The organism is Geothrix sp. (genome assembly GCF_020622065.1).
GTDB lineage: Bacteria > Acidobacteriota > Holophagae > Holophagales > Holophagaceae > Geothrix.
Genome location: NZ_JAHRYQ010000002.1, coordinates 755,431 through 780,265 on the forward strand (window position 1 = coordinate 755,431; position 24,835 = coordinate 780,265).

The 24,835-nt window shown below is 67.1% G+C and carries 26 protein-coding genes, 1 tRNA gene and 1 pseudogene; 11 read left to right on the forward strand and 17 right to left on the reverse strand.

The features are described from left to right. Window positions 1-43 precede the first annotated feature (43 nt). From QZ647_RS12950 to QZ647_RS12970, 5 genes and pseudogenes are all read right to left on the reverse strand, one after another. Window positions 44-808 carry an outer membrane lipoprotein-sorting protein gene (locus tag QZ647_RS12950; protein WP_291272565.1) on the reverse strand — a complete coding sequence of 255 codons (765 nt, stop codon included), beginning with the start codon at window positions 806-808 and terminating at the stop codon, window positions 44-46. Continuing rightward, window positions 808-2,259, reverse strand: a pseudogene (locus QZ647_RS12955) (mannose-1-phosphate guanylyltransferase/mannose-6-phosphate isomerase). The gene QZ647_RS12950 and the pseudogene QZ647_RS12955 overlap by 1 nt, the downstream one beginning before the upstream one ends. Window positions 2,260-2,335: 76 nt before the next feature. After that, window positions 2,336-3,304: an ATP-dependent 6-phosphofructokinase gene (locus QZ647_RS12960; RefSeq protein WP_291272566.1), complete on the reverse strand. Its 969-nt coding sequence runs from the start codon at window positions 3,302-3,304 to the stop codon at window positions 2,336-2,338. Next, a complete protein-coding gene (locus QZ647_RS12965; protein WP_291272567.1) occupies window positions 3,301-3,612 on the reverse strand; it encodes a hypothetical protein in 312 nt (103 codons plus the stop codon). Before QZ647_RS12965 ends, QZ647_RS12960 begins: the two co-directional genes overlap by 4 nt. A 40-nt stretch (window positions 3,613-3,652) precedes the next feature. Continuing rightward, window positions 3,653-4,177: a hypothetical protein gene (locus QZ647_RS12970; RefSeq protein WP_286354897.1), complete on the reverse strand. Its 525-nt coding sequence runs from the start codon at window positions 4,175-4,177 to the stop codon at window positions 3,653-3,655. Between the two features lie 163 nt (window positions 4,178-4,340). Here QZ647_RS12970 and thiC point away from each other — a divergent pair, with 163 nt between their 5' ends. Further along, window positions 4,341-6,167 carry a phosphomethylpyrimidine synthase ThiC gene (gene thiC / locus QZ647_RS12975; protein WP_366526191.1) on the forward strand — a complete coding sequence of 609 codons (1,827 nt, stop codon included), beginning with the start codon at window positions 4,341-4,343 and terminating at the stop codon, window positions 6,165-6,167. A gap of 102 nt (window positions 6,168-6,269) precedes the next feature. Continuing rightward, window positions 6,270-6,851, forward strand: coding sequence for a DJ-1/PfpI family protein (locus QZ647_RS12980; protein ID WP_291272569.1), 582 nt, complete (start codon window positions 6,270-6,272; stop codon window positions 6,849-6,851). Window positions 6,852-6,911: 60 nt separating this feature from the next. On the opposite strand, the gene QZ647_RS12985 is transcribed toward QZ647_RS12980, so the two are convergent. From QZ647_RS12985 to QZ647_RS13030, 10 genes are all read right to left on the reverse strand, one after another. After that, on the reverse strand, window positions 6,912-7,262 hold the full coding sequence (locus tag QZ647_RS12985; RefSeq protein ID WP_366526192.1) for an FKBP-type peptidyl-prolyl cis-trans isomerase: 351 nt from the start codon (window positions 7,260-7,262) through the stop codon (window positions 6,912-6,914). Between the two features lie 175 nt (window positions 7,263-7,437). After that, window positions 7,438-8,238 carry a putative DNA-binding domain-containing protein gene (locus QZ647_RS12990; RefSeq protein ID WP_291272571.1) on the reverse strand — a complete coding sequence of 267 codons (801 nt, stop codon included), beginning with the start codon at window positions 8,236-8,238 and terminating at the stop codon, window positions 7,438-7,440. Next, window positions 8,231-9,106, reverse strand: coding sequence for a DUF692 domain-containing protein (locus tag QZ647_RS12995; RefSeq protein WP_291272572.1), 876 nt, complete (start codon window positions 9,104-9,106; stop codon window positions 8,231-8,233). Before QZ647_RS12995 ends, QZ647_RS12990 begins: the two co-directional genes overlap by 8 nt. Window positions 9,107-9,122: 16 nt before the next feature. Further along, window positions 9,123-9,443 carry a hypothetical protein gene (locus tag QZ647_RS13000; protein WP_291272573.1) on the reverse strand — a complete coding sequence of 107 codons (321 nt, stop codon included), beginning with the start codon at window positions 9,441-9,443 and terminating at the stop codon, window positions 9,123-9,125. Window positions 9,444-9,763: 320 nt separating this feature from the next. Continuing rightward, window positions 9,764-9,839 (reverse strand) — tRNA-Asn (locus QZ647_RS13005). An 81-nt stretch (window positions 9,840-9,920) separates the two neighbouring features. Then, window positions 9,921-10,505, reverse strand: a complete 585-nt coding sequence (locus tag QZ647_RS13010) for a GTPase domain-containing protein (protein ID WP_291272574.1) — start codon at window positions 10,503-10,505, stop codon at window positions 9,921-9,923. A 14-nt stretch (window positions 10,506-10,519) separates the two neighbouring features. After that, window positions 10,520-11,017 (reverse strand): roadblock/LC7 domain-containing protein, encoded by a 498-nt coding sequence (locus QZ647_RS13015; protein ID WP_286354881.1) that lies wholly within the window; start codon window positions 11,015-11,017, stop codon window positions 10,520-10,522. Window positions 11,018-11,062: 45 nt separating this feature from the next. Continuing rightward, window positions 11,063-11,899 (reverse strand): deoxyribose-phosphate aldolase, encoded by an 837-nt coding sequence (gene deoC, locus QZ647_RS13020; RefSeq protein ID WP_291272575.1) that lies wholly within the window; start codon window positions 11,897-11,899, stop codon window positions 11,063-11,065. A 93-nt stretch (window positions 11,900-11,992) separates the two neighbouring features. Continuing rightward, complete coding sequence (locus QZ647_RS13025; protein ID WP_291272576.1) at window positions 11,993-12,871, reverse strand: hypothetical protein; 879 nt, start codon at window positions 12,869-12,871, stop codon at window positions 11,993-11,995. A gap of 164 nt (window positions 12,872-13,035) precedes the next feature. Further along, the gene (locus QZ647_RS13030; protein WP_286354878.1) at window positions 13,036-14,406 is read right to left on the reverse strand and encodes a sigma-54 dependent transcriptional regulator; all 1,371 of its coding nucleotides are present in this window, start codon (window positions 14,404-14,406) and stop codon (window positions 13,036-13,038) included. A gap of 90 nt (window positions 14,407-14,496) precedes the next feature. On the opposite strand from QZ647_RS13030, the gene QZ647_RS13035 reads away from it, so the two are divergent. The 5 genes from QZ647_RS13035 to QZ647_RS13055 all read left to right on the forward strand — a co-directional run bounded on the left by QZ647_RS13035 (window position 14,497) and on the right by QZ647_RS13055 (window position 19,310). Beyond that, window positions 14,497-15,231, forward strand: a complete 735-nt coding sequence (locus tag QZ647_RS13035; RefSeq protein WP_291272577.1) for a DUF4412 domain-containing protein — start codon at window positions 14,497-14,499, stop codon at window positions 15,229-15,231. A gap of 43 nt (window positions 15,232-15,274) precedes the next feature. After that, window positions 15,275-15,514, forward strand: coding sequence for an exodeoxyribonuclease VII small subunit (gene xseB / locus QZ647_RS13040; RefSeq protein WP_291272578.1), 240 nt, complete (start codon window positions 15,275-15,277; stop codon window positions 15,512-15,514). Between the two features lie 44 nt (window positions 15,515-15,558). Beyond that, window positions 15,559-16,395, forward strand: coding sequence for a polyprenyl synthetase family protein (locus tag QZ647_RS13045; protein WP_366526193.1), 837 nt, complete (start codon window positions 15,559-15,561; stop codon window positions 16,393-16,395). Between the two features lie 8 nt (window positions 16,396-16,403). Next, window positions 16,404-18,329 (forward strand): 1-deoxy-D-xylulose-5-phosphate synthase, encoded by a 1,926-nt coding sequence (gene dxs, locus QZ647_RS13050; protein ID WP_291272580.1) that lies wholly within the window; start codon window positions 16,404-16,406, stop codon window positions 18,327-18,329. A gap of 138 nt (window positions 18,330-18,467) precedes the next feature. Then, complete coding sequence (locus tag QZ647_RS13055) at window positions 18,468-19,310, forward strand: hypothetical protein (protein ID WP_291272581.1); 843 nt, start codon at window positions 18,468-18,470, stop codon at window positions 19,308-19,310. 27 nt (window positions 19,311-19,337) lie between these two features. On the opposite strand, the gene QZ647_RS13060 is transcribed toward QZ647_RS13055, so the two are convergent. Next, on the reverse strand, window positions 19,338-20,945 hold the full coding sequence (locus QZ647_RS13060; RefSeq protein WP_291272582.1) for a bifunctional UDP-sugar hydrolase/5'-nucleotidase: 1,608 nt from the start codon (window positions 20,943-20,945) through the stop codon (window positions 19,338-19,340). Between the two features lie 99 nt (window positions 20,946-21,044). On the opposite strand from QZ647_RS13060, the gene QZ647_RS13065 reads away from it, so the two are divergent. The 4 genes from QZ647_RS13065 to QZ647_RS13080 all read left to right on the forward strand — a co-directional run bounded on the left by QZ647_RS13065 (window position 21,045) and on the right by QZ647_RS13080 (window position 24,441). Further along, window positions 21,045-21,509, forward strand: a complete 465-nt coding sequence (locus QZ647_RS13065) for a hypothetical protein (protein ID WP_286354871.1) — start codon at window positions 21,045-21,047, stop codon at window positions 21,507-21,509. Between the two features lie 203 nt (window positions 21,510-21,712). After that, entirely contained in the window at window positions 21,713-22,717 is a 1,005-nt protein-coding gene (locus tag QZ647_RS13070) for a ThiF family adenylyltransferase (protein WP_291272583.1), read from the forward strand. 158 nt (window positions 22,718-22,875) lie between these two features. Beyond that, a complete protein-coding gene (locus tag QZ647_RS13075) occupies window positions 22,876-23,496 on the forward strand; it encodes a non-canonical purine NTP pyrophosphatase (protein ID WP_291272584.1) in 621 nt (206 codons plus the stop codon). Window positions 23,497-23,532: 36 nt separating this feature from the next. Next, window positions 23,533-24,441, forward strand: coding sequence for a DMT family transporter (locus tag QZ647_RS13080; protein WP_291272585.1), 909 nt, complete (start codon window positions 23,533-23,535; stop codon window positions 24,439-24,441). A gap of 13 nt (window positions 24,442-24,454) precedes the next feature. Here the strand turns inward: QZ647_RS13080 and QZ647_RS13085 are convergent, their stop codons facing one another. Continuing rightward, window positions 24,455-24,811 (reverse strand): cupin domain-containing protein, encoded by a 357-nt coding sequence (locus tag QZ647_RS13085; protein WP_291272586.1) that lies wholly within the window; start codon window positions 24,809-24,811, stop codon window positions 24,455-24,457. Between the last annotated feature and the right edge of the window lie 24 nt (window positions 24,812-24,835).

Genomic DNA, 24,835 nt, shown 5'->3' on the forward strand with positions numbered 1-24,835 from the left:
TTGGTGGCGGGAAGCCCTTGCGGGCACCTCGCCTGCCAGCATATCACCGACCGGGATCGGCACCCTGCCTGGAACCTGGATTCGGACCGGGGTTCGGGCCTGGATGGGGCCCCTGGCTGGGAAGCTCGAAAACGGACGGATCCACCCCGCCCTTGGACCAGCCCCCGAAGGACAGCTCGATCCGCAGCCCCCCCGCTTCCTCCAGGTCCATTCCCGAGAGTACGAGCTGACCTTGGACCGGCACGGGCGGGCCGAACCGGGCCGTGCGGGCCAGCCGGCCGGAAGCCAGGCGGAACTCCGCCTTCACCGGCAGAGAACCCTCCTTGGCCACCCACAGGACCACCTGCCGGGCACTGAGGGCCGGGCGCTTCGCGGCCAGCTCGAGGCGCCAGCAGCTGCGCCCTTCCAGGGTGTCGTCTCCCATGGCCTGGACCGAGTAGTCCTCCCGGAAGCGCGTACGGGCCACATCTCCGCCCGCCGCGGACCCCAGGAGCCGCTGCTGGGGGGTAACCTTCAGCGGGCGCTTCGAGCCCGGCAGCAGCAACCACATCTGATCGCCGCGCACCAGGACGGCCCGGCCCTTCTCCTTGTCCGACAGGCCATCCAGGCGCGCGTCGCCGTTGTCCCGGGCCGACACCTTCCAGCGCTGGCTGGCCTTCGGATCCTTCACCGTCAACTCCATGGTGAAGACGGGCCAGGGATGGCGCAGGCGATCCACCCGGGCGAGGATCTCCTCTCCGCTCCGATGGGGAGCCGGGTTCTGGGCCAAGACCGGCAGGGCGGCGGCCAGCAGGATCGCGGCGCGCATCAGCGGCGCCCGTAGTCGTCCTGAAGCCGCTCGATGTCAGCCTCGTCGAAAGTGCCGAAGCTCACCTCCAGCACCCGCACCGGGCGGGGCGTGACCGCATCGCAGCGCAGGCGATGGGTGCTCCCGAGCGGCAGCCAGATCTCCTCGCCCACGGCCGGGCGCAGCTCCTCGTCGTTGCGATCCACCACCACGCCCGGATCCAGGGCGATCCACAATTCCCCGCGATGGCTGTGCCGCTGAAGGCTCAGCTTCTGCCCAGGATTGCAGGTGAGGATCTTCACCGTGCAGGGCGTGTTGAGGGCGTACTGATCAAAGGAGCCCCAGGGCTTGTCCACATGGAGGGTGTCGGGTCGGTTCATGGAATCAATCCTCGGCCTTCATTCTTACAACAGATCCTCGCGACCTTCGGCCTTGAGGCGTTCCACGATCTGCTTGACGGTCTGGGCCCGGTCGCGGCGGCAGATGAGGAGGGCGTCGTCATCGTCCACCACGATGAGGTCGTCCACGCCGCTGGCAGCGATGAGGCGCTTCCCTCCGAAGAAGGCGCTGTTCCGGGTGTCCAGGAGCAGGGTCTCGCCCTGGCTCACATTGCCGTCGGAATCGGTCTCCTGGAACTCGATGGCGGCCGGCCAGGAACCCACATCGGACCAGCGGAAGCGCGTGGGCACCACGGCGACCGTCTCGGCCCTCTCCATGAGCGCCACATCGATGGCCACCTTGGGCAGCTGGCGGTAGGCGGCCGTCAGGGCCGCAGGGTCCGCCCCGGCCTTCACCCAGGCGTCCAGGGGTGCCAGCACCTCGGGCGCATGCTTCTGCAGGCCCTCGCGGAAATCCGCCAGGGTCCAGACAAACATGCCCGCATTCCAGTAGTGGCGCCCGGATTCGAGGTACTGCACGGCCACCTCCACAGGTGGCTTCTCTCGGAACGCCTTCACCTTGAGCACGGGGCCATGGCCCTCGGACTCGATGTAGCCGTAGCCCGTCTCCGGATAAGTGGGCTTGATGCCGAAGGTGACCAGCTCCCGCTCCCAGGCGGCGTGCTTCACGGCGGTATCCAGATCCTCCAGGAAGATTTCCCGGTCCCCGATCCAGTGGTCTGCCGACAGCACGGCCATGACGCTGTGGGGGAACTTCCGCTCGATCTCCACCAGGGCCAGGGCCAGACAGGGCGCGGTATTCCGGCCCTCGGGCTCCACGATCACATTGTCCGGAGGCAGCTCAGGCAGCATGCGCCGCGTTTCGTCCGCGAGATCCGCCGTGGTCACCACGAAGATGCGCTCGGGGGGCACATGCCCATCCAGCCGCCGCACGGTCTGGTGCAGCAGGGTCTCGGTCCCCACGATGGCCAGGAACTGCTTGGGGCGGGCGTTGCGGCTGCGGGGCCAGAATCGGGTCCCTCGGCCCCCGGCCATCACCACGGCCACCAGGGAATCCTTGTGATTGTCCGACATCGCCGACCTCCTGCCGTTCTGCGGCTGCTCCAGGAAAACATGGCCTCCGCGTCCCTCACAAGCCGCGGGGCCGGATCTAGCGGGAGAGGATGCCCACCAGCTCGCTCAGGTCGCCGGGTGGGGAGGGGTGCGGATCCAGGACCTGAGCCAGGGGCAGGAGGGCCAAGGCCCCCGCCACCTCGCCGAGGTAGAAGCCCGACTCGCCGGCATCCAGGCGGCGCACCGCCTCGGCGCCCCAGCGGCTGCCCCAGATGCGGTCCAAGGCCGAAGGGCTCCCGCCGCGTTGGATGTGCCCGAGCACCACCACCCGCAAATCCAGTCCGTGGTCCCGCCGCAGGCGGTCGCCCACGGCCACGGCGCTGCCAAGGCCATCCCCCTCGGCCACCACCACGATGGAGCTGCGCTTGCCGCGGAGCCAGTTGGCGTAGAGGCGCGCCACGAGCGTCTCGTAGGAGTCGTCGGGTGATTCGGGATAGAGCACCGCCTCCGCGCCGCAGGCTAGGGCGGTGTGGACCGCCAGCATGCCGGAGCTGCGCCCCATGACTTCCACCAGGAACAGGCGCCCATGGCTGGAGGCCGTATCCCGGATGCGGTCGATGGCCTCCACGGCGGTGTTCAGGGCCGTGTCGAACCCCAGGGTCCGCTCGGTGCCCGGTAGATCGTTGTCGATGGTGCCGGGAATGCCGGCGCAGGGGATGCCATGCTCCCGCTGAAGCGCTTCGGCCGCCCGGAAGCTGCCGTCTCCCCCGATCACCACCAGCCCCTGGATGCCCTCGGTCCGGAGGTTCTCGGCTGCCTCGGCGCGCCGGTTCGGCAGCAGGAACTCGGGGCACCGGGCCGTGTGCAGCACCGTGCCGCCCCGCTGCAGGATGTTGGCGCAGGCCCGGGTGGGCATGGGGGCCCAGTCCTTGTCCAGCAGCCCCTGGTAGCCGTGCCGGATGCCCCAGGTCTCATGCCCCAGGGCGTCGGCCTGACGCACCACCGCCCGGATCGCGGCATTCATGCCTGGTGCGTCCCCGCCCGAGGTGAGGACGCCGAGCCTCATTTCGCCTTCCGCTTGGCGGGGGCTTTCGTCCTGGGGGAAACCGCCTTCTTCGCCGTGGCCTTGCCCTTCTTCCGGGTGACCTTGCCCTTGGCCTTCTTCCCCTTCCGGGTGTCCTTCACATGGGCTTCCGGAGGAGGCAGCGGGGGCGGCTCCACGATGCCCCGGGGCACGGGCGGCAGGTCCCCCTCGGAGATCCCCTGGGCCGAGGCGCGCTGAGCCCGGGCCCGCATGACGGGATCTTCCTGGGGCCGCCCCGCGGCCACCAGGCTCAGGGCCAGGCTGCTGATGAACAGGACGCGTCGCGGCATGATCCCTCCGGGGAATCGATTATCGCGCATCCGTCCAGGATCAGCCCTCCTGCTTCTTGGCCGCTTTCTCCTTCATGGCCTTGGCGAAGAACTCGGCCACCACCGAATCGGCATCGGCCTTGGTCATGTCGGCCATCTGGGGCTCCCGATGCAGGATGTCGCGGCCGGCCGGGGCCATCTTGGGCACATGGTCCTCGGTGGGCTGGAGGCGGGACAGGACATAGTGTGAGACCTCAATGAGGCTGCGCCCCACGCGCTCCAGCTTCTGCCGCACCACATCCTGGTACTGGTACAGGTCGAAGGCGCCCTGGATGTTGTAGGCGCCGTTGTCCGCGTGGAACCCGATGGCCTCCAGCTTGGCCGTGAGGGAGGCCAGCTCTTCCGAGGGCGGCATCAGGCCCCGCAGGACCTCCTGGCAGTCCCGGGCCAGGGCCTGGATCTCCTCGAAGCTGTGCTGGACCACTTCGATCTGGCCAAGCACCCGGTCCGCCCCGCCCTCCTGCTCTTGGAGGATCTGCATGAGCTGATCGGGAATGGCCTGATTTTCCTTGGGTTTGTCCTGCATGGGCGGACTCCGTGATTGTCCTATCGGCCGGGTCCCTCAAATCTTTGAATTCGTCGCTCCAGCCCCCCCGCGATAAACTTTCTAATTCGGGGATCAATTCCGGCCCGATTTTCTCAAGTCTGGAGTTTCCATGACCATGCAGTCGAATTCCGCGCCCGACCCCATGGCCGATCCCCGGGCCGTCCCCATGGACGGCACGGCCCTGGCGGCCTGCCTGAAGCCCTTCCCCGCCTCGAAGAAGATCCATGTGGCCGGCACCCTGCCCGGCGTCCAGGTTCCCCTCCGCCAGATCCAGCTGCACCCCACCCGTGACTTCAAGGACCAGCTCACCGAGAACGAGCCGGTGGTGCTCTACGACACCTCCGGCCCCTACACCGACCCCACCGTCACCATCGATGTGGCGAAAGGCCTGAAGCCCCTCCGGCAGGACTGGATCCTGGGCCGGGGCGATGTGGAGGAGCTGCCGGGCGCCACCAGCCTCTACCGCAAGCTCCGCGAGCGCGACAAGGAGCTGGACGCCATCCGCTTCCACGCCGACCGCAAGCCCCTGCGCGCCAAGGCCGGCCGCAATGTCTCCCAGATGCACTATGCGAAGCAGGGGATCGTCACGCCCGAGATGGAGTTCATCGCCATCCGCGAGAACCTGGGCCGCGAGGCTGCGGGCCTCAAGAGCCGCATCACGCCTGAGTTCGTACGCGACGAGGTGGCCCGGGGCCGCGCCATCATCCCCGCCAACATCAATCATCCTGAAACCGAGCCCATGATCATCGGCCGGAACTTCCTGGTGAAGATCAACGCCAACATCGGCAACTCTGCCGTGGCATCCAGCATTGAAGAAGAAGTCGAGAAGATGGCCTGGTCCATCCGCTGGGGCGCCGACACGGTGATGGACCTCAGCACCGGCAAGAACATCCACGAGACCCGCGAGTGGATCCTGCGCAACAGCCCCGTGCCCATCGGCACCGTGCCCATCTACCAGGCGCTCGAGAAGGTGAACGGCAAGGCCGAGGACCTCACCTGGGAGATCTTCCGCGACACGCTCATCGAGCAGGCCGAGCAGGGCGTGGACTACTTCACCATCCATGCCGGCGTGCTGCTGCGCTATGTGCCGCTCACCGCCAAGCGCGTCACGGGCATCGTCTCCAGAGGCGGCAGCATCATGGCCAAGTGGTGCCTGGCCCACCACCGGGAGAACTTCCTCTACACGCACTTCGAGGACATCTGCGAGATCATGAAGGCCTACGATGTGGCCTTCTCCCTGGGCGACGGCCTGCGTCCCGGCAGCACCGCCGACGCCAACGACGAGGCCCAGTTCGGTGAGCTGGAAACCCTGGGCGAACTCACCAAGATCGCCTGGAAGCACGATGTCCAGGTGATGATCGAGGGCCCCGGCCATGTGCCCATGCACCTGATCCAAGAGAACATGACCAAGCAGCTGGAAGTCTGTGACGAGGCGCCCTTCTACACCCTGGGGCCCCTCACCACGGATGTGGCCCCGGGCTACGACCACATCACCTCGGCCATAGGTGCCGCCATGATCGGCTGGTGGGGCTGCGCCATGCTGTGCTATGTCACCCCCAAGGAACACCTGGGCCTGCCCAACAAGAAGGATGTGAAAGACGGCGTCATCGCCTACAAGATCGCCGCCCATGCCGCCGACCTCGCCAAGGGCCACCCCGGCGCCCGCATCTGGGACGACGCCATGAGCAAGGCCCGCTTCGAGTTCCGCTGGGAGGACCAGTTCAACCTGGCGCTCGACCCCGATACCGCCCGCGAGTTCCACGACGAGACCCTGCCCGCCGAGGGCGCCAAATCCGCGCACTTCTGCTCCATGTGCGGGCCCCACTTCTGCTCCATGAAGATCTCGGACGATGTGCGGCAGTACGCCGAGAGCCACGGCTACAACGAGGAGGAGGCCCTGAAGAAGGGCATGGAGGAGATGGCCGAGACCTTCGTGCAGAAGGGTGCCGAGGTCTATCAGAAGGCCTGATCCCCGCCGCCAGGTGTTACGAAAAAGCCCCGCCGCTGGCGGGGCTTTTTCAAAGGCGTGCGCGTATCATCGGAGCGTTCTCACCACCCCAAGGAGGCCGTCATGGCTGCAAAGAAGATCCTCATGCTCGTGGGCGATTTCGGAGAGGACTACGAAATCATGGTGCCCTTCCAGGCCCTGCTGGCCGTGGGGCACACGGTCCACGCGGTCTGCCCTGACAAGAAGGCTGGCGAGTCCGTCGCCACGGCCATCCACGACTTCGAAGGCCACCAGACCTACTCCGAGAAGCCCGGCCACCGCTTCGCCCTCAACGCCACCTTTGCGGACATCAAGCCGGACCAGTACGACGCCCTGGTGGTGCCCGGCGGTCGTGCACCCGAGTACCTGCGCCTCAACCCGAAGGTGCTGGAGATCGTGCGCCACTTCTTCACCGCAAAGAAGCCCGTGGCGGCCATCTGTCATGGCGCCCAGATCCTGTCGGCTGCAGGCGTGCTGGAGGGGCGCACCTGCTCGGCCTACCCCGCCTGCCGCGCCGAGGTGGAGATCGCCAAAGGCAAGTACGCCGACATCGCCATCGATGGCGCCGTCACCGATGGCAACCTCGTCACTGCGCCGGCCTGGCCCGCCCATCCCGCCTGGCTCGCCCAGTTCCTGCAGGTGCTCGGAACCCGCATCACGCTATAGACCACGGTACAGACGAAGCGGCCCCGCCATCCAGCGGGGCCGCTTCGCCCATGGAACGGCTTACTCGACGCCCAGCAGTTCCACCTCGAAGATCAGGTCGGCGTTGGGCGGAATGTCGCCGCCGGCGCCGCGGACGCCGTAGCCCAGATGCGCCGGGATGTGCAGGGTGCGCTTCCCGCCCACCTTCATGCTCATCAGCCCCTCGTCCCAGCCCTTGATGACGCGGCCCACGCCGATGGGGATAACCAGGGGCTTACCACGATCCAGGGAGCTGTCGAACTTCTTCCCCTTCTGGCCCTTGTCCGACAGCCAGCCCGTGTAGTGGACGAGGCAGCGCTGGCCGCGCACGGGAGCCGGTCCAGTGCCCACCTGGACATCGAGATACTGCAGGCCGGTGGCGGTCGTGATCATGGCGGGCGCCTTCGCTTTGGAGGTCTTGGTCGGTTTCGGACTCGGCTTTTCTGACGCTTTCTGGGCGGCAAGGGGCCCCACCAGCACGAGCGCGGCCAAGGCGAGGGATCTGCGATTCATGATGCCTCCAGGCTTTCGAGTCTACGCCAAGGGCGCGTGCGGGGCACCCCGTGGGTCAGGAGAAGGCCTGGAATCCGGCAATGGCGCCCCGAACCTGGAGATCCTGTAGCAACACCCACAGGGCCGGAAGGTCCGACACGCCGAGTTCCCGTGCGGCCTCGGCCAGCGGCGCCGACTGGGCCCGGACCAGCAGCGCCGCCGTGGCGGGCGTCAGCTCAAGCAGCTGGAAGGCCCCTTCCCGATCCGGGAACGCCAGCAGGTGTGTGGGTCTTGCCTCGGGCACGGGCCCGTCTTCGCTCACCCGGTGGACGGCATGCCCGTAGGCCACCACCTGGGTCGCGGGGTGGAGGACGATGCGATCTCCCACCCGGGGCTCGGGTCGCAGGTCCGCAGGCAGCTCCGCCTCGGGAAACCGGCTCACCAGCACTTCCAGGATTTCGGCGTGGGCCAGTTCCGGCAGGAAGGGCCACCGGCTCCGCCCCCACGCGCTTTCCACCAACCAGCCCAGAAAGGCGGGCGCGATGTCACGGTAGTGGGAGCTCCGAACGCAGCGGGCCTCCAGGAACGCCTGGAGGCAGGCCTCCCAGACCCCCTCCCGCTCCAGCAGCGCCCGGGTGATCGGGAACATGGTCTCGATGGGATCCACGAGGCTGAGGCGGGCCAGCTCCCGATAGGCCGACAGGCCCTCGCGGAACGCCAGAAAAGCCTGCTGGTCCGGTTCCCCCAGCCCTCGTCGCTGGGCAAAACCCACGGCATCCCCCTCGAAGGCCTCGCCCTCCGCGTCGAGCACCAGCCCCGCCAGAGCCCGCTGCAGGATGAGGGTGCGGGGCTCGGCCCCGGCAAGGGTTTCAGCCATGATCCGTCTCCCGCGCGGGCGCCGCCAGCACCTGGTCATAGGCCACCTGGATGCGGTCTCGCTCCAGGAGCAGCTCTTCCAGGGCCGGGATGTGGTTGTCGCGCTCGAGCAGCACGGGCACGGGGCGCCCGAGGCGCGCGAGGGCCCACTGCATCAGCTCGATCACCGGGTCGATGACCGCCGCCCCGTGGGTATCGACCGTGAGCGTCCCGAAGCGCTTGTGCCCTGCGATGTGCAGCTGCGCCACGCGGTCCAGGGGCATGCGCGCCAGCCAGGCCTTGGGATCGAAGCCGAAGTTGAGGGCGTTGACATAGACATTGTTCACATCCAGCAGCCAGCCCACATCCGCCCCCTCCAGCACCTCCGTGATGAAGGTCGCCTCGTCCATCTCGGCCCGACCCAGCTCGGCATAGTAGGTGATGTTCTCCAGCAGGAGCGGCACCGGCAGTCGGGCCTGGAGATCCCGGGCCCGCGCCACCGTGTGCCGGACGGCCTCCCGCGTGAAGGGGATCGGCAGCAGCTCATGAAGGCAGCTGCCGTCCACGCTCGTGAAGCAGAGGTGCTCGGAGTGCCAGGGCGTTTCCGTGCGGACCAGGAAGCGCCCCAGCTCCTGCAAATAAACCTCATCCCAGGGATCGAAACCGCCCAGGGAGATGGCCAGGCCATGGGTGAGAACCGGGTCCCGGTCGAGGATGGCGCACGCGTCCCGGTGGGGTCGGCCGCCATCCCCGATCACATTCTCGGGGCAGGTCTCCCAGAAGGGCACGCCATGCTCCGCCAGGGCTGCCACCGCCTCCAGATGGGGGCGGCGGAGGCCCAGGCCCACACCCGCGAACCGGCCAAAGCCGCCGAGCCCGTCCTGCGTCATGGAATCCCCGCGTGGCTTACTTCTTTTCCTTGCCGCAGCTGCCTTCTTTCTTGTCCTTCTTGTCCTTCTTCATATCCTGGCTGCCGCAGCCGCCGCCCCCTCCACAGCCCCCCTCCTTGGCCTTGTCCTTGGCGCCCTTGGCTCCCTTGGCCTCCTTGGCCTTCGCGGGAGCCTTCTCGCCCTCCTTCGGGTCCTTCGAGCCGCAGTCCCCAGCCTGGGTCAGGGCCGCGTCCGCCCCAAAGGAGCCGACGGGAGTGGCGCCAAGGGTGGTGGACCCGCCCGCCATCAGGGAGCCGGCGGCGAAGAGCGTGGCGACACCGACGAGTTTCGTGATCATGGAATCCTCCTGGCGGCCAAGGCCGCGCCAGGGGCCGCAGGGCAGCCCCGATCATCGGACATGACCCGTCCGGCCCGACGATCGGGCGGGAACACAGGGTGGTCAGGTCGTCAGCCAGTGGGGTGCAGCGTCCCGCTTTGGCGTGACGCTTTTTTTGGATTCCGTCTCAAAAAACCGTAGGGGATTCGCACCCCGGGACCTCGATCGGCTTTTTATTGTCGTGGGGAGGATTTGAACCCATGGCTGACAACCACTCGGGCGTTCAAGTCTCAAGGCCCCAATCAAAACAAGAAGAGGTCCCGCGGGACCTCTTCTTGTTTTGGCTCCGGAGGAGGGATTTGAACCCCCGACCTAGTGATTAACAGTCACCCGCTCTGACCCCTGAGCTACTCCGGAAAGGGCAAGGGTCCATTCTACCGGAGGTGGGCGGAGATTCAAGCGTGGGGCTGCGGGACCTGTGATCCGCGTCGCGCCGGGCTAATTCCGCTGCAGTTCCATGAGGATCTGGCGGGCGGCCGCCTTGAGGGTCTCGATGACGCCGGTGCCCTTGCTGGCTACGGCCTCGATCATGGGCTCGCCGCGGAACCGGAGCAGCCGTTCCATCTCGGACACCGCCGCGGCGGAAGGCATGTCGCGCTTGTTCAGCTGGAGGACATACGGAATTGACCGGATGTCGAAGCCGTTCTCCTTCAGGTTCGTGGCCAGATTCGCGATGGACTCGATGTTGGCCTCCATCCGCGCCTTCTGGCTGTCGGCCACGAAGATGATGCCGTCGCAGCCACGAAGAATGAGCTTGCGGCTGGCGTCGTAGAAGACCTGACCGGGCACGGTGTAGAGATGGAAACGGACCTTGAAGCCCTTGACCATGCCCATGTCGAGGGGCAGGAAATCGAAGAACAGGGTCCGGTCGGTCTCAGTGGCGAGGCTGACCAGCTTGCCGCGCTTGTCCGGGTTCGCCTGCTCGTAGATCCACTGGATGTTCGTCGTCTTCCCACAGAGCCCGGGACCGTAATAGACGATCTTGCAGTTGATCTCGCGCGACGCGTAGTTGATGAAGGTCATGTCGCCGCCCGGCCTCAGTCGCCGAACAGGCGATCGATGTCTTCATCCGTGATCTCCGAGAAGGGGCTCTCGAAGCGACCCCCGTTGTCGGATTCCTTCTGCGCCCGCTGCTCCACCTGATCGAAGATCTCCTGGAGCTCCTTGCTGGCCTTCTTCACCCGCAGGCGCACCAGGGCGAGGCTGGAGTTCTGATCGAAGATCACCACCAGGATCCCGCGCTTGCCCACGATGGAGATGTGCAGGTTGTCCTTCTCCCCTTCGTGGAAGAGCAGGCTGAATTCCTTCTCCCCGATGAGCTTGGCCAGGCCGTCGGTGGCCGCCACATTGCCGGCGGTCAGGGACGCGAGACTGGTGGCATCGATGCTCTTCACATCCCCTGCCGCCGCAATCTGCTGGCCGTTCTTGTCCACCAGGAACACCACCTTGGCGGAAGCATCTTTCTGGAGGCGGCCGATGATCTCCTGGAGGAGTTTGTACTCCTCCTCAAACATGATGAGATCCAGCTTGGCCACAACAACCTCCGGGGGACTGCTTCCTGGAGGATACCGCACTTTATTTCAGTAGGACCCCGACCCGACCTCGCCCTGAACCACGGCCACGGAGGCGGACAGGCCCAGACGCGTGGCGCCAGCCAGGACCATGCGCAGGGCGCCCTCGTAGGTGCGGATCCCGCCGGAAGCCTTCACGCCCATGCCGGTGCCCACGGTGCGCCGCATGAGTGCCACATCGGCCTCGGTGGCCCCACCGGTGGAGAACCCCGTGGAGGTCTTCACGAAGTCGAGACCGGCCTCCAGCGCCAAGGTGCAGGCCCGCGTCTTCTCCTCCTCGGAGAGCAGGCAGGTTTCGAGGATCACCTTCAGGACCGCGGGGGCCGGAACCGAGGCCCTCAGGCCTTCCAGATCCCGGCGCACGGTATCCCAGTCGCCGCCCTTGGCCGCGCCGATGGCCAGCACCATGTCCACCTCCTGGGCCCCGTCGTGCAGGGCCTGCTCGGCCTCCCGGGCCTTGGCCCGGAGGGCCGAAGCCCCCAGGGGGAAGCCGACCACGGTGCAGGTCCGGACGGCGCTGCCCTTCAACAGGGAGGCGGCCAGGGGCACCCACAGGGGGTTCACGCAGACCGAGGCGAAGCCATGCTTCCGGGCTTCCGCGCAGAGGACCTCCACCTGAGCTCCCGTGGCGTCCGCCTTCAGGAGGGTGTGGTCGATGAGGGGCGACAGGTCCCAGGGCCCGGCGGGAGGGGCCACCTGGGCGGCCACCCGGTGGTGCTGACCCGAACCATCGCGGAAAAGGCACATCTCTTCCACGCAGCCCAAGAGCTGGGGCCTGGCATCACCCGCCAGGGGCTGCAGGCGGGCCCGGAGTTCAGCGGTGAGGTCGAGGAGGGGATCGATCATGCCTTCCATCATGGCCGCTGCGTCGAGTGCGGGAAAGCCGTACGCGGAAAGCGGGCCGAAGCCCGCTTTCCGGTCGTTCAAATGGAAGCCTGATTACTTCTTGGCTTCTTCCTTCTTCTCAGCCTTCTTCTCGGCCTTCTTGGCAGCCTTCTTCTCAGCCTTGGGAGCGGCCTCAGCCTTCTTCTCCTCGGCGGTCAGGGCCTTCTTCTCGGCGGCGGGAGCAGCCTCGGCCTTCTTGGCAGCCTTCTTGGCGTGCTTCTTGGCCTTCTTCTCAGCCTTGGGAGCGGCCTCGGCCTTCTTCTCCTCGGCGGTCAGGGCCTTCTTCTCGGCGGCGGGAGCAGCCTCAGCCTTCTTCTCGGCCTTCTTGGCAGCCTTCTTGGCCTTCTTCTCAGCCTTGGGAGCGGCCTCAGCCTTCTTCTCCTCGGCGGTCATGGCCTTCTTCTCGGCGGCAGGAGCGGCCTCGGCCTTCTTCTCGGCCTTCTTGGCGTGCTTCTTGGCCTTCTTCTCAGCCTTGGGAGCGGCCTCAGCCTTCTTCTCCTCGGCGGTCATGGCCTTCTTCTCTTCCTTCTTGGGCTCGGCCTTCTTCTCGGCCTTCTTGGGCTCAGCCTTCTTCTCGGCCTTCTTCTCTTCGGCGTTCAGAGCCTTCTTCTCTTCCTTCTTGGGCTCGGCCTTCTTCTCGGCCTTCTTCTCAGCCTTTTTCTCGGCCTTCTTCTCTTCGGCGTTCAGGGCCTTCTTCTCTTCCTTCTTGGGCTCGGCCTTCTTCTCAGCCTTCTTCTCGGCCTTCTTGGGCTCAGCCTTCTTCTCTTCGGCGTTCAGAGCCTTCTTCTCTTCCTTCTTGGGCTCGACCTTCTTCTCGGCCTTCTTCTCGGCCTTCTTGGTCTCGACCTTCTTCGCTTCAGGCTTCTTGACCTCTTCCGCGAACACGGGGCTGATCAGAGCGGCGGCGACGAGCAGCGCAGCAAGCTTCTTCATGGGGGTTCTCCCTGGGGTGATCCGGCACGGCCGGAAGTGGCAGAAAGAAAGCAGCATTTGGGCCAACCAACAACTACAGCTAAAACAATAAATAGCAAACAACAAAATCCCCCAAACCTGTTGCAAACTGCAACTCGTGGCAGCCTGCGACGGTCACCGGTTCGCTACTCGCCCTCGTGAAGCCCGTAGCTCTTGAGCTTGCGGTAGAGGGTGGTCCGATCCACCCCCAGAATCTCGGCAATGCGCTGTTTTTCCTTGTGCTTCCCAACCAGGATCTGGATATATCGGCGCTCAAGCTCGTCCAGAGAGGGCCAATCCTCGATCAGGGAGGGGACTCCCTCGCCCGTTTCCGGCCGGCGCAGGGCCTTCTTGAGCGCGTCGGCCTGGATTTTGGCCGGCAGGTCGTCCACGGTGATCTCCCGGCCCCGGCTCAGCTGGGTGAGGTTCTCCACGGCGTTGCTGAGTTCACGCACATTACCGGGCCAGGAGTAGCTCTCCAACACTCGCCGGGCCTCGGGGTGCAGCTGATAGGCCTGCTGATCCTTCTGCCCGAACTCCGCCAGAAAGTGATCCAGCAGCGGTCCGATGTCCTCGCGGCGCTCCCGCAGGGGGGGCACGGCCAGTTCCACCACGCCGAGGCGGTAGTAGAGATCCTCGCGAAAAGTTCCCGCCTTCACCATCTGCTGGAGGTCGCGGTTGGTGGCTGCGATGACGCGGGAATCCACCTTGATGGTCTTGTTGCCCCCCACCCGGCGGATCTCCTGCTCCTGAAGCACCCGGAGCAGCCGCACCTGGAAGCTCGGGCTGGTCTCTCCGATCTCATCCAGGAAGATGGTCCCCCCCGAGGCTTCTTCGAACAGGCCCGGCTTCTCCCCCACGGCGCCGGTGAAGGAGCCTTTCACATGCCCGAAGAGCTCGGATTCCAGCAGGGTTTCCGTCAGGGCGCCGCAGTTCACCGCCACGAAGGCCCGGTCCCGCCGGTCACTGGACAGGTGGATGCTCCGGGCCACCAGTTCCTTGCCCGTGCCGCTCTCTCCCGTGATGAGCACCGTCGCGCGGCTGTTCTGCAGGCTCGCGATGGTCTTGTAGACCGTCATCATCTTGGGGCTCGAGCCGATCATGAGGCTGCGCTTGCCCTTGGGCGAGGCGCTCTGGACCGCGCCCTGGCCGCTGGACTGGCGACGGGCCAGGGCCCGCGACACCAGGGCCTTCAACTCCTCGTTGTTCCAGGGCTTGCTCAGGAAGTCGAAGGCCCCTTCGCGCACGGCCTCGATGGCGGTCTCCAGGGTTCCGAAGCCCGACAGCAGGATGGTGTCCACCCCAAGGGGCTTGGCCTCCCGCAGGAGATCCAGGCCGTCCTTCTTGGCCTCCAGGTTGATGTCGGAGAGCAGCAGGTCGAAGGCCTCCTTGTGCAGCAGGTCAATGGCCTTGTCGGGATGGGTGGCCTTGGCGACCTCCAAGCCCATGGTGCCCAGGAGCTCCTCCAGGAACTCGCAGGTCTCCTTGCTGTCGTCCACCACGAGCACACGGGCCATGGGTACCCCCTTCTGAAGGTATCCCAGACTGCCCTGGTCGCGAACAGGGACTGGGCGTATGCTCGGGCCACCCTTCCACGGAGAATTCCCATGCCGAAGCTTCTGGTGCTTGCCCTCGGGATGATTCTGTCCGCAGCCGGACTCCTCGCTGGCGACCTCACCATCACCTCCCAGGTCACGGGCAAGGGCGCCCTCGCCAAAGATGGCTCCCAGGTGCAGTACCTGAGCGCCACCCGGATGCGCGTGAACCACGCCGGGTCGAAGACCGACAGCCTGGTGGACTACGGCCAGGAGGTCATCTACAGCATCGACCACGGCAAGAAGGTCACCACCAAGTTCACCTTCAAGGACATGCAGGAGACCATGCAGGCCCTGGAGGACCAGATGGCCGGCATGCCGGAGATGGTGACGAAGATGATGTTCGGCGATGTCTCCGAGGTGAAGGTCGAGCAGCTTGGCCCCGACACGGTCATGGGCCGCCCCTGCAAGAAGGTGCGCATCACCCTCGGGAAGATGGTAGAGGACCTCAGCGTGGATCCCTCCCTCCAGTTCCCAATCAAGGACTATGCGAAATCCATGGCCATGCTGAACCGGGCGCCCGGCCCCATGGGCGCGCTCTTCAAGCGCGTCTATCAGGAGACGGCCAAGCTCAAGGGCGTGCCGCTGCGCACCCGCATCACTGGGCTCATGGGCATGGATGTGACCACCGAGGCCACCGCCATCGCCTCGACGCCCATTCCCGACAGCACTTGGGCCCTGCCCGCCGGCTACGCCCTGAAGGATGGCGGCAAGGAGATGAAGGAAAGCCTGAAGGGGAAGCGGTAGACTGGGCGGGGCCCCTTCCGGGGCCCCTTCCTTCGGACACCCCATGAGCGCCCAACCCTCCTTCGACGATGGCCTGGACCGGCTGGAGGCCCTGGTGCAACAGCTGGAGTCGGGCAGCCTCAGCCTCGAGGACGCCCTCGCGCGCTTCGAGGAGGGCGTGCAGCTGAGCCAGACCCTGCAGAAGCAGCTGTCCGAGGCCCAGCGCCGGGTCGAGGTCCTGAAGGCCGGCCTCGGCGGCGAATACCGGGCCGATCCCCTGGACGACGCGAAGGAATCCCGGTGAGCGCCGCCGCGCAGGTCCAGGCCGACCTGGACCGCCTGCTGCCCCTGCTGGACGCCCTCCTCACCAAGCCCTTCCAGAAGGGCGAGGCCGCCCGCCTGGGCGAGGCCATGCGCTACAGCCTGGAAGCCGGTGGCAAGCGGGTGCGCCCCATCCTCTGCCTGCTGGCCGCCGAGGCCGTGGGTGGCACCGCGGCCCAAGCCCTGCCCGGCGCCCTGGCGCTCGAATACATCCACACCTACTCGCTGATCCACGACGACCTGCCGGCCATGGACGACGACGACCTCCGCCGCGGCCGGCCCACCAACCACAAGGTCTATGGCGAGGGCCACGCCATCCTGGCGGGCGACGGCCTGCTGACCGAGGCCTTCGGCGTGCTGGCGGCCGCGGAGCTGGATCCCGTCCGTCGGGCCCAGGCCCTGGCGCTGCTGGCCGAGGGCGCAGGCTGGCGCGGCATGGTTGGCGGGCAGGCCCTGGACCTGGAGGGCGAAACGCTCGCCACCTATGACCTGGACCACCTCCGCCTCATCCACCGCCTGAAGACCGGCGCCCTGCTGCGGACCTCCCTGGAGATCGGCGCCGTGCTCGGGGGCGCCGCCCCCGCGGAACGGGCCGCCCTGCGGGCCTATGGCGAGGCCATCGGCCTGGCATTCCAGATCCAGGACGACATTCTGGATGCCACCGCCACCGAGGCGGATCTGGGCAAGCGCGCCGGAAAGGATGCGGGCAGGGGTAAGATCACCTACCCTTCGCTCCTGGGCCTGGACGGCGCCCGCAACGCCCTGAGTGAAGCCACCGAGACCGCCCTATGTCACCTAGCCTCCCTTCCCAATCGCAGTTCCTTGGCAGCCTGGGCCCGCTATCTGGCCCAGCGGGCGAAGTAGGGACCCGCGTGGATTCTTCCGCCCACCCCTATCCCCTGCTCGATTCCCTGGCCGCCCCCCAGCAGATCCGCCATTTCACCCCAGGCCAGCTCGAACGGCTCGCGGCCGAGGTGCGGGCCTTCGTCATCGCTTCCGTGTCGGAAACAGGGGGTCACTTCAGCTCCAACCTCGGCACCGTGGAGCTGACGGTCGCCCTCTTCCACCACTTCGACTTCCTCCAGGACCGCATCGTGTGGGATGTGGGTCACCAGGCCTATCCGCACAAGATCCTCACGGGCCGCATGGACCGCTTCCCCACCCTGCGCCAGCACCACGGCCTCTCCGGCTTCCTCAAGCGGGACGAGAGCCCCTACGACCACTTCGGTGCGGGCCACGCCAGCACCAGCATCTCGGCGGCGCTGGGCATGGCCAAGGCCCGGGATCTCCAGAAGCAGAACCACACCTGCATCGCCGTCATCGGCGACGGCTCCATGACCGCCGGAATGGCCTTCGAGGGCCTCAACCAGGCGGGCTACCTGGAGGCCAAGAACTTCCTGGTGATCCTCAACGACAACGACATGAGCATCAATCCCAATGTCGGATCGCTGCAGGGCTACCTCAACCAGATCATGTCGGGCCAGTACTACCAGCGCTGGCGCGACCGCATCGAGCACGCCATCAAATCCATCCCCCTCGAGGGCCTGAGCAAGGGCGTGGCCAAGGCGGCCAAGTGGAGCGAGGAGAGCTTCAAGCGCCTGATGGTGCCCGGACTGCTCTTCGAGGACCTGGGCTTCCGCTACCTGGGCCCCGTGAACGGCCATGATGTGAACGCCACCTCGAAGGCCCTGGCCGAGGCCAAGGAGAAGATGAAGGACGGCCCGGTGCTGCTGCATGTGCAGACCAAGAAGGGCTACGGCTACGAACCCGCCGTGCAGGACCCGCTGAAGTGGCACGGCGTCACCGCCTTCGACGCCGAATCCGGCGAGATCATCAAGGTGCAGCCGGACCCCGCCAAGCCCGCGCCCCCCAGCTACACCAGCGTCTTCGGCAAGGCCCTGGTGGACCTGGCGAAGAAGGACGACAAGATCGTCGGCATCACCGCCGCCATGCTGGATGGCACGGGACTGAACTTCCTCCAGAAGGCCTTCCCGGATCGCTGCTTCGATGTGGGCATCGCCGAGCAGCACGCCGTCACCTTCGCCGCAGGTCTCGCCGCCCAGGGCATGCGGCCGGTGGCCGCCATCTACAGCACCTTCCTGCAGCGCGGTTTCGATCAGGTGGCGCACGATGTCTGCATCCAGGACCTGCCCGTGACCTTTGCTCTGGACCGCGCCGGCATCGTGGGGGCGGACGGCCCCACGCACCACGGGCTCTACGACCTGGCCTACCTGCGCTGCCTCCCCAACATCATCCTCATGGCCCCCAAGGACGAGAACGAACTGCGCCGAATGCTCATGACAGCCGTCTACTGCGGCCATCCGGCGGCTCTGCGCTACCCCCGGGGCAACGGCCTCGGCGTGCCCCTGGAGGAGCCCATCACCGCCCTGCCCATCGGCAAGGGGGAACTGCTCCGCGAAGGCGGTGACCTGGTGCTCTGCGCCCTGGGCGCCCTGGTGGAACCGGCCCTGCGGATCGCGGAATCCCTGGCGGCGGAAGGCATCGACTGCGCTGTCATCAACGCCCGCTTCATCAAGCCCCTGGACGAAACGCTCCTCCACACCTGGGCCCGCCGCTGCCGCGGCGTCGTCACCCTGGAAGAGGGCTGCGCCCCGGGCGGGTTCAGCGGCGCCGTGGCCGAGTCCCTGGCCGATGCGGGCCTGGTCCGCCCCCTCCTCCGCTGCGCCGTACCTGACCACCTGGTCCACCACGGCGATCCCAAGCGCTTGCTGGAAGAAGAGGGGCTCAGTCCGAACATCCTGGAAGCCCGGATTCGGAATTTCGTCCACCAGATCTAAGTAAAACCTTGCGAAAGTCCCCGGAAATTCCTAAGGTTGGTCCCAACCCACCCTGGTCGAGACACCTTTTCCGAGGCATCCGTGAAGTCATCCCGCATCTGTGCGTTCCTTCTGTGCGCCCTCGCCTGGACCCTTTCCATGCCTGCGTCCGCCCAGGCCTGGGATGCCGCGGGCCGGGCCGCCAGCTGGGCCAAGCAGGACAAGGACGATTCCTTCACCTTCTACGATGCGCAGGGCCGGTTCCTCCACACCTGGGTGCGGGACGGCGGGCTGATGCGGAGCATCTCCCTCGCCAAGCTGGAAGCCGAGCCTGACCGCTGGGTCGTGGATCCGCGCAACAACGCCTGGGTGGCCCACGGCACCACGCTCACGCTCGTGGACCGGAGCGGGCGGCTCACCACTTCGGTCAAGCTGCCGGCCGAAGTGGGCGATGTCTGCTGGGATGCCAAGGGCTTCGTGATCTCGTACCGGACTGTGGAACCCTACCTCGAGAAACGGGACTTCAAGGGCACCGAGGTGCTGTGGTCCTTCGGCGCCAAGCCCCCCAAGCGGGAGGGCTCCGCCCCCGTGAACCGCCGGCCCATCGTGTCGGACGACAGCGGGAATGTGCTGCTGGCGGATGGGAACAGCCTCAACCTCAGCATCCTCGACGGCACCACCGGCCGGAAGCTGTCCGAGACCAACCTGACCCTCGGCGGCGCGCCGGTCCCGGCCCTGGAGGGCAACGCCGCCGAGCGGGGTCCGCTGGCCCTGTGGCCCGGCAAGAGCGTGGCCTTCGCGGCCGTGCCCGCCGCCCAGGTGCCCGCTTCGCAGCGCGGCACCCTGCAGGGCCTCGCATTGGCCCGCCTCGACCTCGCCCAGTCCCGCCTCGAGTTCCTGCCCACCGGGCTCGATGAGAGCTACCTGCTCGTGGGCGTGCTGGACGCGGATGCCGTTTTCGCCGGCCCGAAGGGCGGCCTCATGCTGGTGAAGATCAAGTAGCCCGGGGAACCGCGCGTCCACGCAGCTTCAACGCGCCAGGTTCAGCACCCGCTCGCGGTCCAGGTAGGGGATGGTGCGCCAGGCGTTCGTGGCCGCGGGACTGAGGCTGGGGCGGGCCAGGACATGCTCCAGCAGCAGGTTGCGCTGGGAGGCCGCCGTCACGAGCTCGGGCGTCCCGGTGAAGCCGATGGCCGCCATGTAGCCGCCCCCGCCGCGCAGCCGGTAGGTGCTGAGCGCGAGGGTGAAGGTCTGAGTGGGCTTCACCGGCTGCCCCTGGAAGCCGAGGTTCACGACCCGGCTGCCCACGGGCTTGCCCAGGTCCAGCGCATAGGTCACGCCGTCCACCGTGTCGAAGTTGTAGAACGGGACATCGCGATCGTAGAGCTCCGGTTCCCAACTGTAGGTGTAGTGCCGGGCGGCGTGCTCCAGGTAGGCCTTGAGCTGGGCCCCGGTGATGCGGATGCGCGCCACCTGGTTTTCGTAGGGCAGCAGCGCGTAGAACTGCCGCACGCTTGTGGGCCCCTTGGGAATGAACAGCCGGGTCCCAGGAACCGCGGCGGCCGACAGCTGGGCTCCCGTGGCCTGCCGCTGGACCTGGTGGAGAAGCTGCATGACCGGGGTGTCCTCCATGCGGGACCAGCGGGTGTCGAGATCCACCAGCAGGTTGGTCGCGGCCGTATCCAGGTAGCGATCCGTGGCGGCGCGCAGGGGCGCGGTCAGGCTCAGCACCTCCGCATCCACCGGGGCGTCCGCCTCGGGCCGGAGGAGCCGGCCTGAGGTGGCGACCACGCGCCAGCGGCCCTTCTCCATCCGGAGGTTCAGGTCCACCACCGCCAGGGCGCGGCCCTGGGACATGGCCTGGAGGATGGGGATGCCCTTGTGCTCGATCTGGACCGCCTGGTGGGTGTGGCCCGTCAGGATGGCGTCGATCCCCGGCACCTGGTCCGCGAGCCGGAGGGCTGCGTTCTCATCGCCCTCGCGTCCATCCACGGCCCCCAGGCCCGAGTGGACCAGGGCCACCACCACATCCACCTTCTCCTTCTCGCGGAGCCGGGGTACCAGCTCCCGGGCGGAGGCCACGATGTCCTGGAAGCGCAGGCCCGCATAGTTGGCCGGTTCCGTCATGGCCGGGATCCTGGGGGTGGTGAAGCCCACCAGGGCCAGCCGCACCCCCGCCACCGTCAGCAGGACCTGGGCCGGAAAGGGCCGCTTGCCCTTGGCATCCACGGTGTTGGCGGACAGGAAGGAAAAACCGGCCTGCTTCTCGATCTCCCGGAGCGCCTCCAAGCCGAAGTCGTATTCGTGGTTGCCCACGGCCATGGCCGAGTAGCCCAGGGCGTTCATGATGGCCATGCTGGGCTCGGGCAGGTCGCGGCGGAGCACATTGCGCACATAGTTCAGGGGTTCGCCCTGGATGGTGTCCCCGCAGTCCACCAGCACCGTGTTCGGGTTCAGGGCCCGCTGGCGGCGGATCAGGGAGGCGATCTTCGCCCAGCCCAGGTTCGCGGGCTGGAGGCTGAAAGTCTCTTCGGCCATCACGCGACCATGCAGGTCCGTGGTGCCAAGAATCTGAATCCGGGCCTCTTGGGCCTGGACGCCCAGGGCGATCAACAGGATCCAGAACCAATGCTTCATGCAGCCTCCGGGGCCGCCCGCCAACCTGTGATTGGAAGGGACCGTCTTCAAGGGTAAACTTTCCCTTCACCCAAGGATGCCCCCTCTTTCGGAGCCCTCATGCAAGAAGTCCAGATCAAGGCCCCCAAGCACGAATTCACGCTGCTCTGCGACGACATCCGCCAGGAAATGGGCGGCAAGACCTCGCTGATGGGTCTGTACGACCACCACATCGTGGTGCCCCAGGTGCCCTTCACCCTGCCCAAGGTGTGCTTCTACACCCGCTTCTCCCGCATGGATGGCCAGTTCAAGTTCGGCTTCTCCATCGTGAGCCCCACCGGCGAGCGCAAGGATGTGATCCGCGACAGCGATGTGCAGATCCCCGATGGCGCCAAGGAAGGCACCTTCAATGTCATCGCGAGCCCCTTCGAGGTGAGCGGCGAGGGCGTCTACGAAGTGATCATCTCCCTGACCAAGGGCGCCGACCGCTTCGAGTATGTCTACAAGTTCGCCATCTCCGATGCCAGCCGCCTCCAGGCCGAGTACGAGAAGGCCATGGCCGAGGGCGCGCAGGCCGGGAACTGAGCCAAGTCTTCAGTCCCGAGTCTTCAGTCTTCAGTGCGGCGCCCCCATGGGGCGCCGTTGCTTTTAGACTGAGGACTGAAGACTGACTCCTGAGGACTTCCCTTGTCGGACCGCTACGCCAAGCAGCGCATCTTCTCGGTATCGCCTGCGGCGATGCGCGAGACCTCCACATCCAGCCACCCAGCCCTCACCTAGGCCCAGGCATGTCCAACGACCGGTATGCCAAGCAACGCATCTTTCTCGGCCGCGAGGCGGATGAGGCCCTGCGCACCAAGCGCGTGGCCGTCCTGGGCCTCGGAGCCCTCGGCTCGGTCATCGCGCCCTGGTTGGCCCGGGCCGGCGTGGGCCACCTCACGCTCATCGACCGCGACCTGGTGGAGGCCTCGAACCTTCAGCGGCAGTTGCTCTACGGGGAAGCCGACCTGGGCCGGCCCAAGGCCGAGGTGGCGGCGGAACGCCTGGCGGAGGCCAATTCCACCCTCGAGCTGAACCCCGTCGTGGCCGACCTGACCAGCGGCAACGCCCGGGAACTGCTCTCAGGCTTCGATCTCGTCTGCGACGGCACCGACAACTTTGAGGCCCGCTTCCTCATCAACGATGTGGCCCTTCTCACGGGCACGCCCTGGATCTACGCCGGCGCCATCGGCGGCGAAGGGGTCGTCTGGCCCCTGAACCCGCCGCACACGCCCTGCCTGCGCTGCCTGATCGAGGAGCCCCCCGCGGGTGGCGATGTGGACACCTGCGACAGCGCCGGCGTGCTGGGCCCCGCCGTGGGCGTCATCGCCAGCTGGGCGGCCCTGGAAGCCCTCAAAGTGCTCACCGGCAGGGCACCTCACGCCGACCTGGTCCGCTTCGATTTTTGGCACGACGAACGCCAGTTCCTGAAGCCGCCGAAAACCCGCTGCCGCTTCTGCACGAACAAGATCACGGAATTCCTGGATGCCCGCTGGAGCCTGAAGGCCAGCGCCCTCTGCGGGCTGGAGGGGGTGCAGATCCGCGTGAATCCGCCCGGGAAGCTGGATCTGGCCACCCTGAAGGCCCGCCTCGAAACCCGCACCCGCAGTCCCTGGAAACAGGCCGGGATGATGCTCAAGGGTCAGGACGGTGCCGACGAGATCACCCTCTTCGCCGACGGCCGCGCCCTCGTCCACGGCCCCATGACCCCCGAGCGGGCGCGGAGCTGGTACACCGAGGTCGTGGGATGCTGAACGGCCGATGAACCCCAGAGAACGCAGAGGCCGGGTGGCAGGCCAACACCGATGAACCCGCCCGGTCGCCTGAATCCTGCCTTCCCGTGGCCCTGCCCCAGGGCGGGCAAGACCTCACCGCCCACCCATGATTCCCCCCTCATTCAGGTGAATGCTTGATGATCTCGTCTCCCCTCAAGGTCGTTCTCGCCTCCCGCAACGCCGGCAAGCTGCGCGAATTCTCGGAGCTTCTCCCGGAGGTCCACTTCGTGCCGTGGCCCGCGAACGCGCCGGAGCTCCCCGAAACGGGGGCCTTCTTCCAGGACAACGCACTGCAGAAGGCGGAGGGCGCGCTCGCCTGGTGGCTGGAACACGGCACGGAATCCGTGGACGGCGTGCTGGCGGATGATTCCGGTCTCTGCGTGGAGGCCCTCTGGGGCGGGCCCGGCGTACTCAGCGCCCGCTTCGCGCCGGACCTGCCCGCCTACCCCGACAAGAACCGCCGCCTCCTGGCCATGCTGCCCGAAGGGGCCGATCGCACGGCGCGGTTCGTGTGTGTCCTGGCCTTCGCGCCCATGCCCGGGCGGGCGCACGGCGGGCCCTTCACCGTCAGCGGCGCCGTGGAAGGTGAGCTTGCCTACGCCCACCGCGGCGACGGCGGCTTCGGCTACGACCCCATCTTCATTCCCGATGGCCATGACCGCACCTTCGGCGAGCTGCCCGCCGAGGTCAAGCACACGCTCAGCCACCGGGCGCGGGCCTGCGCGGCGCTGCTCGAGCGGCTGGGAGTGAACCGGTAGCCGCGCGCCACCGGGGTTCTCCGATAGGGTGGAAGGATGACTTGGAAGCGCGAACCTCGGACCTGGACCGCCATCGCGGGCGTACTGCTGCTCTGGGCCTCGGCCTTTGCGGGCATTCGCGCGGGCCTGCGGCTGACTCCGGCGGGGGCCCCCGGCCCCGATGGCTATGGCCCCGGGGAGTTGGCGCTGCTGCGGTTCGGCACGGCTTCCACCGTCCTGGCCCTGTACGCCCTGGCCACGCGGATGCGGCTGCCGGCGCGTGCCGACCTTCCGCGGATCGGCCTCGCGGGATTTCTGGGCATCAGCGTCTACCATGTGGCCCTGAACTTCGGCGAGGTGACGGTCCAGGCCGGGGCCGCCTCGCTGCTCATCTCCGCAGCGCCCGTGTTCACGGCGCTGCTGTCGGCGCTGTTCCTGCACGAGCGCCTCACGCGGATCGGATGGGGTGGCATCCTGCTGGCCTTCGCCGGTGTGTCGCTCATCGCCCTGAGCGGCGGCAAGGGGCTGCGGTTCACGCCCGGCGCTCTGCTCATCCTGCTCTCCGCCGCCGTCGCGGCCGTGTTCTCCATCCTGTCGAAGCAGGATCTCCGGCGCTATGCGGCCATCGAGTTCACCAGCTACGCCATCTGGGCCGGCACGCTGCCCATGCTGGTCTTCCTGCCCGGGCTCGTCCGGCAAGCCCCCCAGGCCGCACCGGCCGCCACGCTGGCCGTGGTCTACCTGGGCATCTTCCCCGCCGCCATCGCCTATGTCCTGTGGAACTACGCCCTGGCCCGGATGCCCGCCGGACTGCTCTCGAGCTTTCTCTACCTTTCGCCCGTGATCGCCAGCCTCATCGCCTGGGTGTGGCTCCGGGAAGTCCCCACCCCGCTCACGGTCCTCGGGGGCGGCATCGCCATCGCCGGCGTCATCGTCGTGCAGACCCGGGGCCACGCCCGCGGATAAGGCCAGGTGGTCGCTAGGCGGTCTCGTCCTTCCGCGTGAGCAGCCCCAGGAAGGTGAGGGGGGCCTCCGAATCGTTGATCAGGCCGTGGGTGCCCCCCGCCTTGACCAGGAACAGGTCGCCCTCCACCACGGGAAAGCGCTCCCCATCGAGGATTCCCGTGCCCCGCCCCTCCAGGATCAGGTAGAGGTCCTCCGTGTTGGGATGGGCGTGCTCCCCGATGGTGGCGCCGGGTTCCAGGGTGGTGCGGCCGACGCTGAGCACGCCCGCCATTTCGCCGGCTTTCAGGAATTCAACGCCCCGGCCCGAACCCAGGCCGCCGCGGATGCCGGCCTTGGTTTCCTCCACCAGCTCGGATCGCCTCCGGATCATGAATGGCCCCTCCTTCAGCAGGGT

What these genes read in the sequence shown, in the direction of transcription:
- QZ647_RS13010 (WP_291272574.1), bottom strand. Translation starts at nt 10,505, where the DNA reads ATGACCTTCATCAACTACGCGTCGCGCGAGATCAACTGCAAGATCGTC.
- QZ647_RS13085 (WP_291272586.1), bottom strand. Translation starts at nt 24,811, where the DNA reads ATGATCCGGAGGCGATCCGAGCTGGTGGAGGAAACCAAGGCCGGCATC.
- QZ647_RS13055 (WP_291272581.1), top strand. Translation starts at nt 18,468, where the DNA reads ATGCCTGCGTCCGCCCAGGCCTGGGATGCCGCGGGCCGGGCCGCCAGC.
- QZ647_RS12985 (WP_366526192.1), bottom strand. Translation starts at nt 7,262, where the DNA reads ATGATCACGACCGCCACCGGCCTGCAGTATCTCGATGTCCAGGTGGGC.
- QZ647_RS13035 (WP_291272577.1), top strand. Translation starts at nt 14,497, where the DNA reads ATGCCGAAGCTTCTGGTGCTTGCCCTCGGGATGATTCTGTCCGCAGCC.
- QZ647_RS12990 (WP_291272571.1), bottom strand. Translation starts at nt 8,238, where the DNA reads ATGGCTGAAACCCTTGCCGGGGCCGAGCCCCGCACCCTCATCCTGCAG.
- QZ647_RS12950 (WP_291272565.1), bottom strand. Translation starts at nt 808, where the DNA reads ATGCGCGCCGCGATCCTGCTGGCCGCCGCCCTGCCGGTCTTGGCCCAG.
- QZ647_RS12995 (WP_291272572.1), bottom strand. Translation starts at nt 9,106, where the DNA reads ATGACGCAGGACGGGCTCGGCGGCTTTGGCCGGTTCGCGGGTGTGGGC.
- deoC (WP_291272575.1), bottom strand. Translation starts at nt 11,899, where the DNA reads ATGATCGATCCCCTCCTCGACCTCACCGCTGAACTCCGGGCCCGCCTG.
- QZ647_RS13025 (WP_291272576.1), bottom strand. Translation starts at nt 12,871, where the DNA reads ATGAAGAAGCTTGCTGCGCTGCTCGTCGCCGCCGCTCTGATCAGCCCC.
- QZ647_RS13075 (WP_291272584.1), top strand. Translation starts at nt 22,876, where the DNA reads ATGATCTCGTCTCCCCTCAAGGTCGTTCTCGCCTCCCGCAACGCCGGC.
- QZ647_RS13080 (WP_291272585.1), top strand. Translation starts at nt 23,533, where the DNA reads ATGACTTGGAAGCGCGAACCTCGGACCTGGACCGCCATCGCGGGCGTA.
- QZ647_RS12965 (WP_291272567.1), bottom strand. Translation starts at nt 3,612, where the DNA reads ATGCCGCGACGCGTCCTGTTCATCAGCAGCCTGGCCCTGAGCCTGGTG.
- QZ647_RS12970 (WP_286354897.1), bottom strand. Translation starts at nt 4,177, where the DNA reads ATGCAGGACAAACCCAAGGAAAATCAGGCCATTCCCGATCAGCTCATG.
- QZ647_RS13060 (WP_291272582.1), bottom strand. Translation starts at nt 20,945, where the DNA reads ATGAAGCATTGGTTCTGGATCCTGTTGATCGCCCTGGGCGTCCAGGCC.
- QZ647_RS12980 (WP_291272569.1), top strand. Translation starts at nt 6,270, where the DNA reads ATGGCTGCAAAGAAGATCCTCATGCTCGTGGGCGATTTCGGAGAGGAC.
- QZ647_RS12960 (WP_291272566.1), bottom strand. Translation starts at nt 3,304, where the DNA reads ATGAGGCTCGGCGTCCTCACCTCGGGCGGGGACGCACCAGGCATGAAT.
- QZ647_RS13000 (WP_291272573.1), bottom strand. Translation starts at nt 9,443, where the DNA reads ATGATCACGAAACTCGTCGGTGTCGCCACGCTCTTCGCCGCCGGCTCC.
- QZ647_RS13030 (WP_286354878.1), bottom strand. Translation starts at nt 14,406, where the DNA reads ATGGCCCGTGTGCTCGTGGTGGACGACAGCAAGGAGACCTGCGAGTTC.
- QZ647_RS13065 (WP_286354871.1), top strand. Translation starts at nt 21,045, where the DNA reads ATGCAAGAAGTCCAGATCAAGGCCCCCAAGCACGAATTCACGCTGCTC.
- thiC (WP_366526191.1), top strand. Translation starts at nt 4,341, where the DNA reads ATGGCCGATCCCCGGGCCGTCCCCATGGACGGCACGGCCCTGGCGGCC.
- QZ647_RS13070 (WP_291272583.1), top strand. Translation starts at nt 21,713, where the DNA reads ATGTCCAACGACCGGTATGCCAAGCAACGCATCTTTCTCGGCCGCGAG.
- xseB (WP_291272578.1), top strand. Translation starts at nt 15,275, where the DNA reads ATGAGCGCCCAACCCTCCTTCGACGATGGCCTGGACCGGCTGGAGGCC.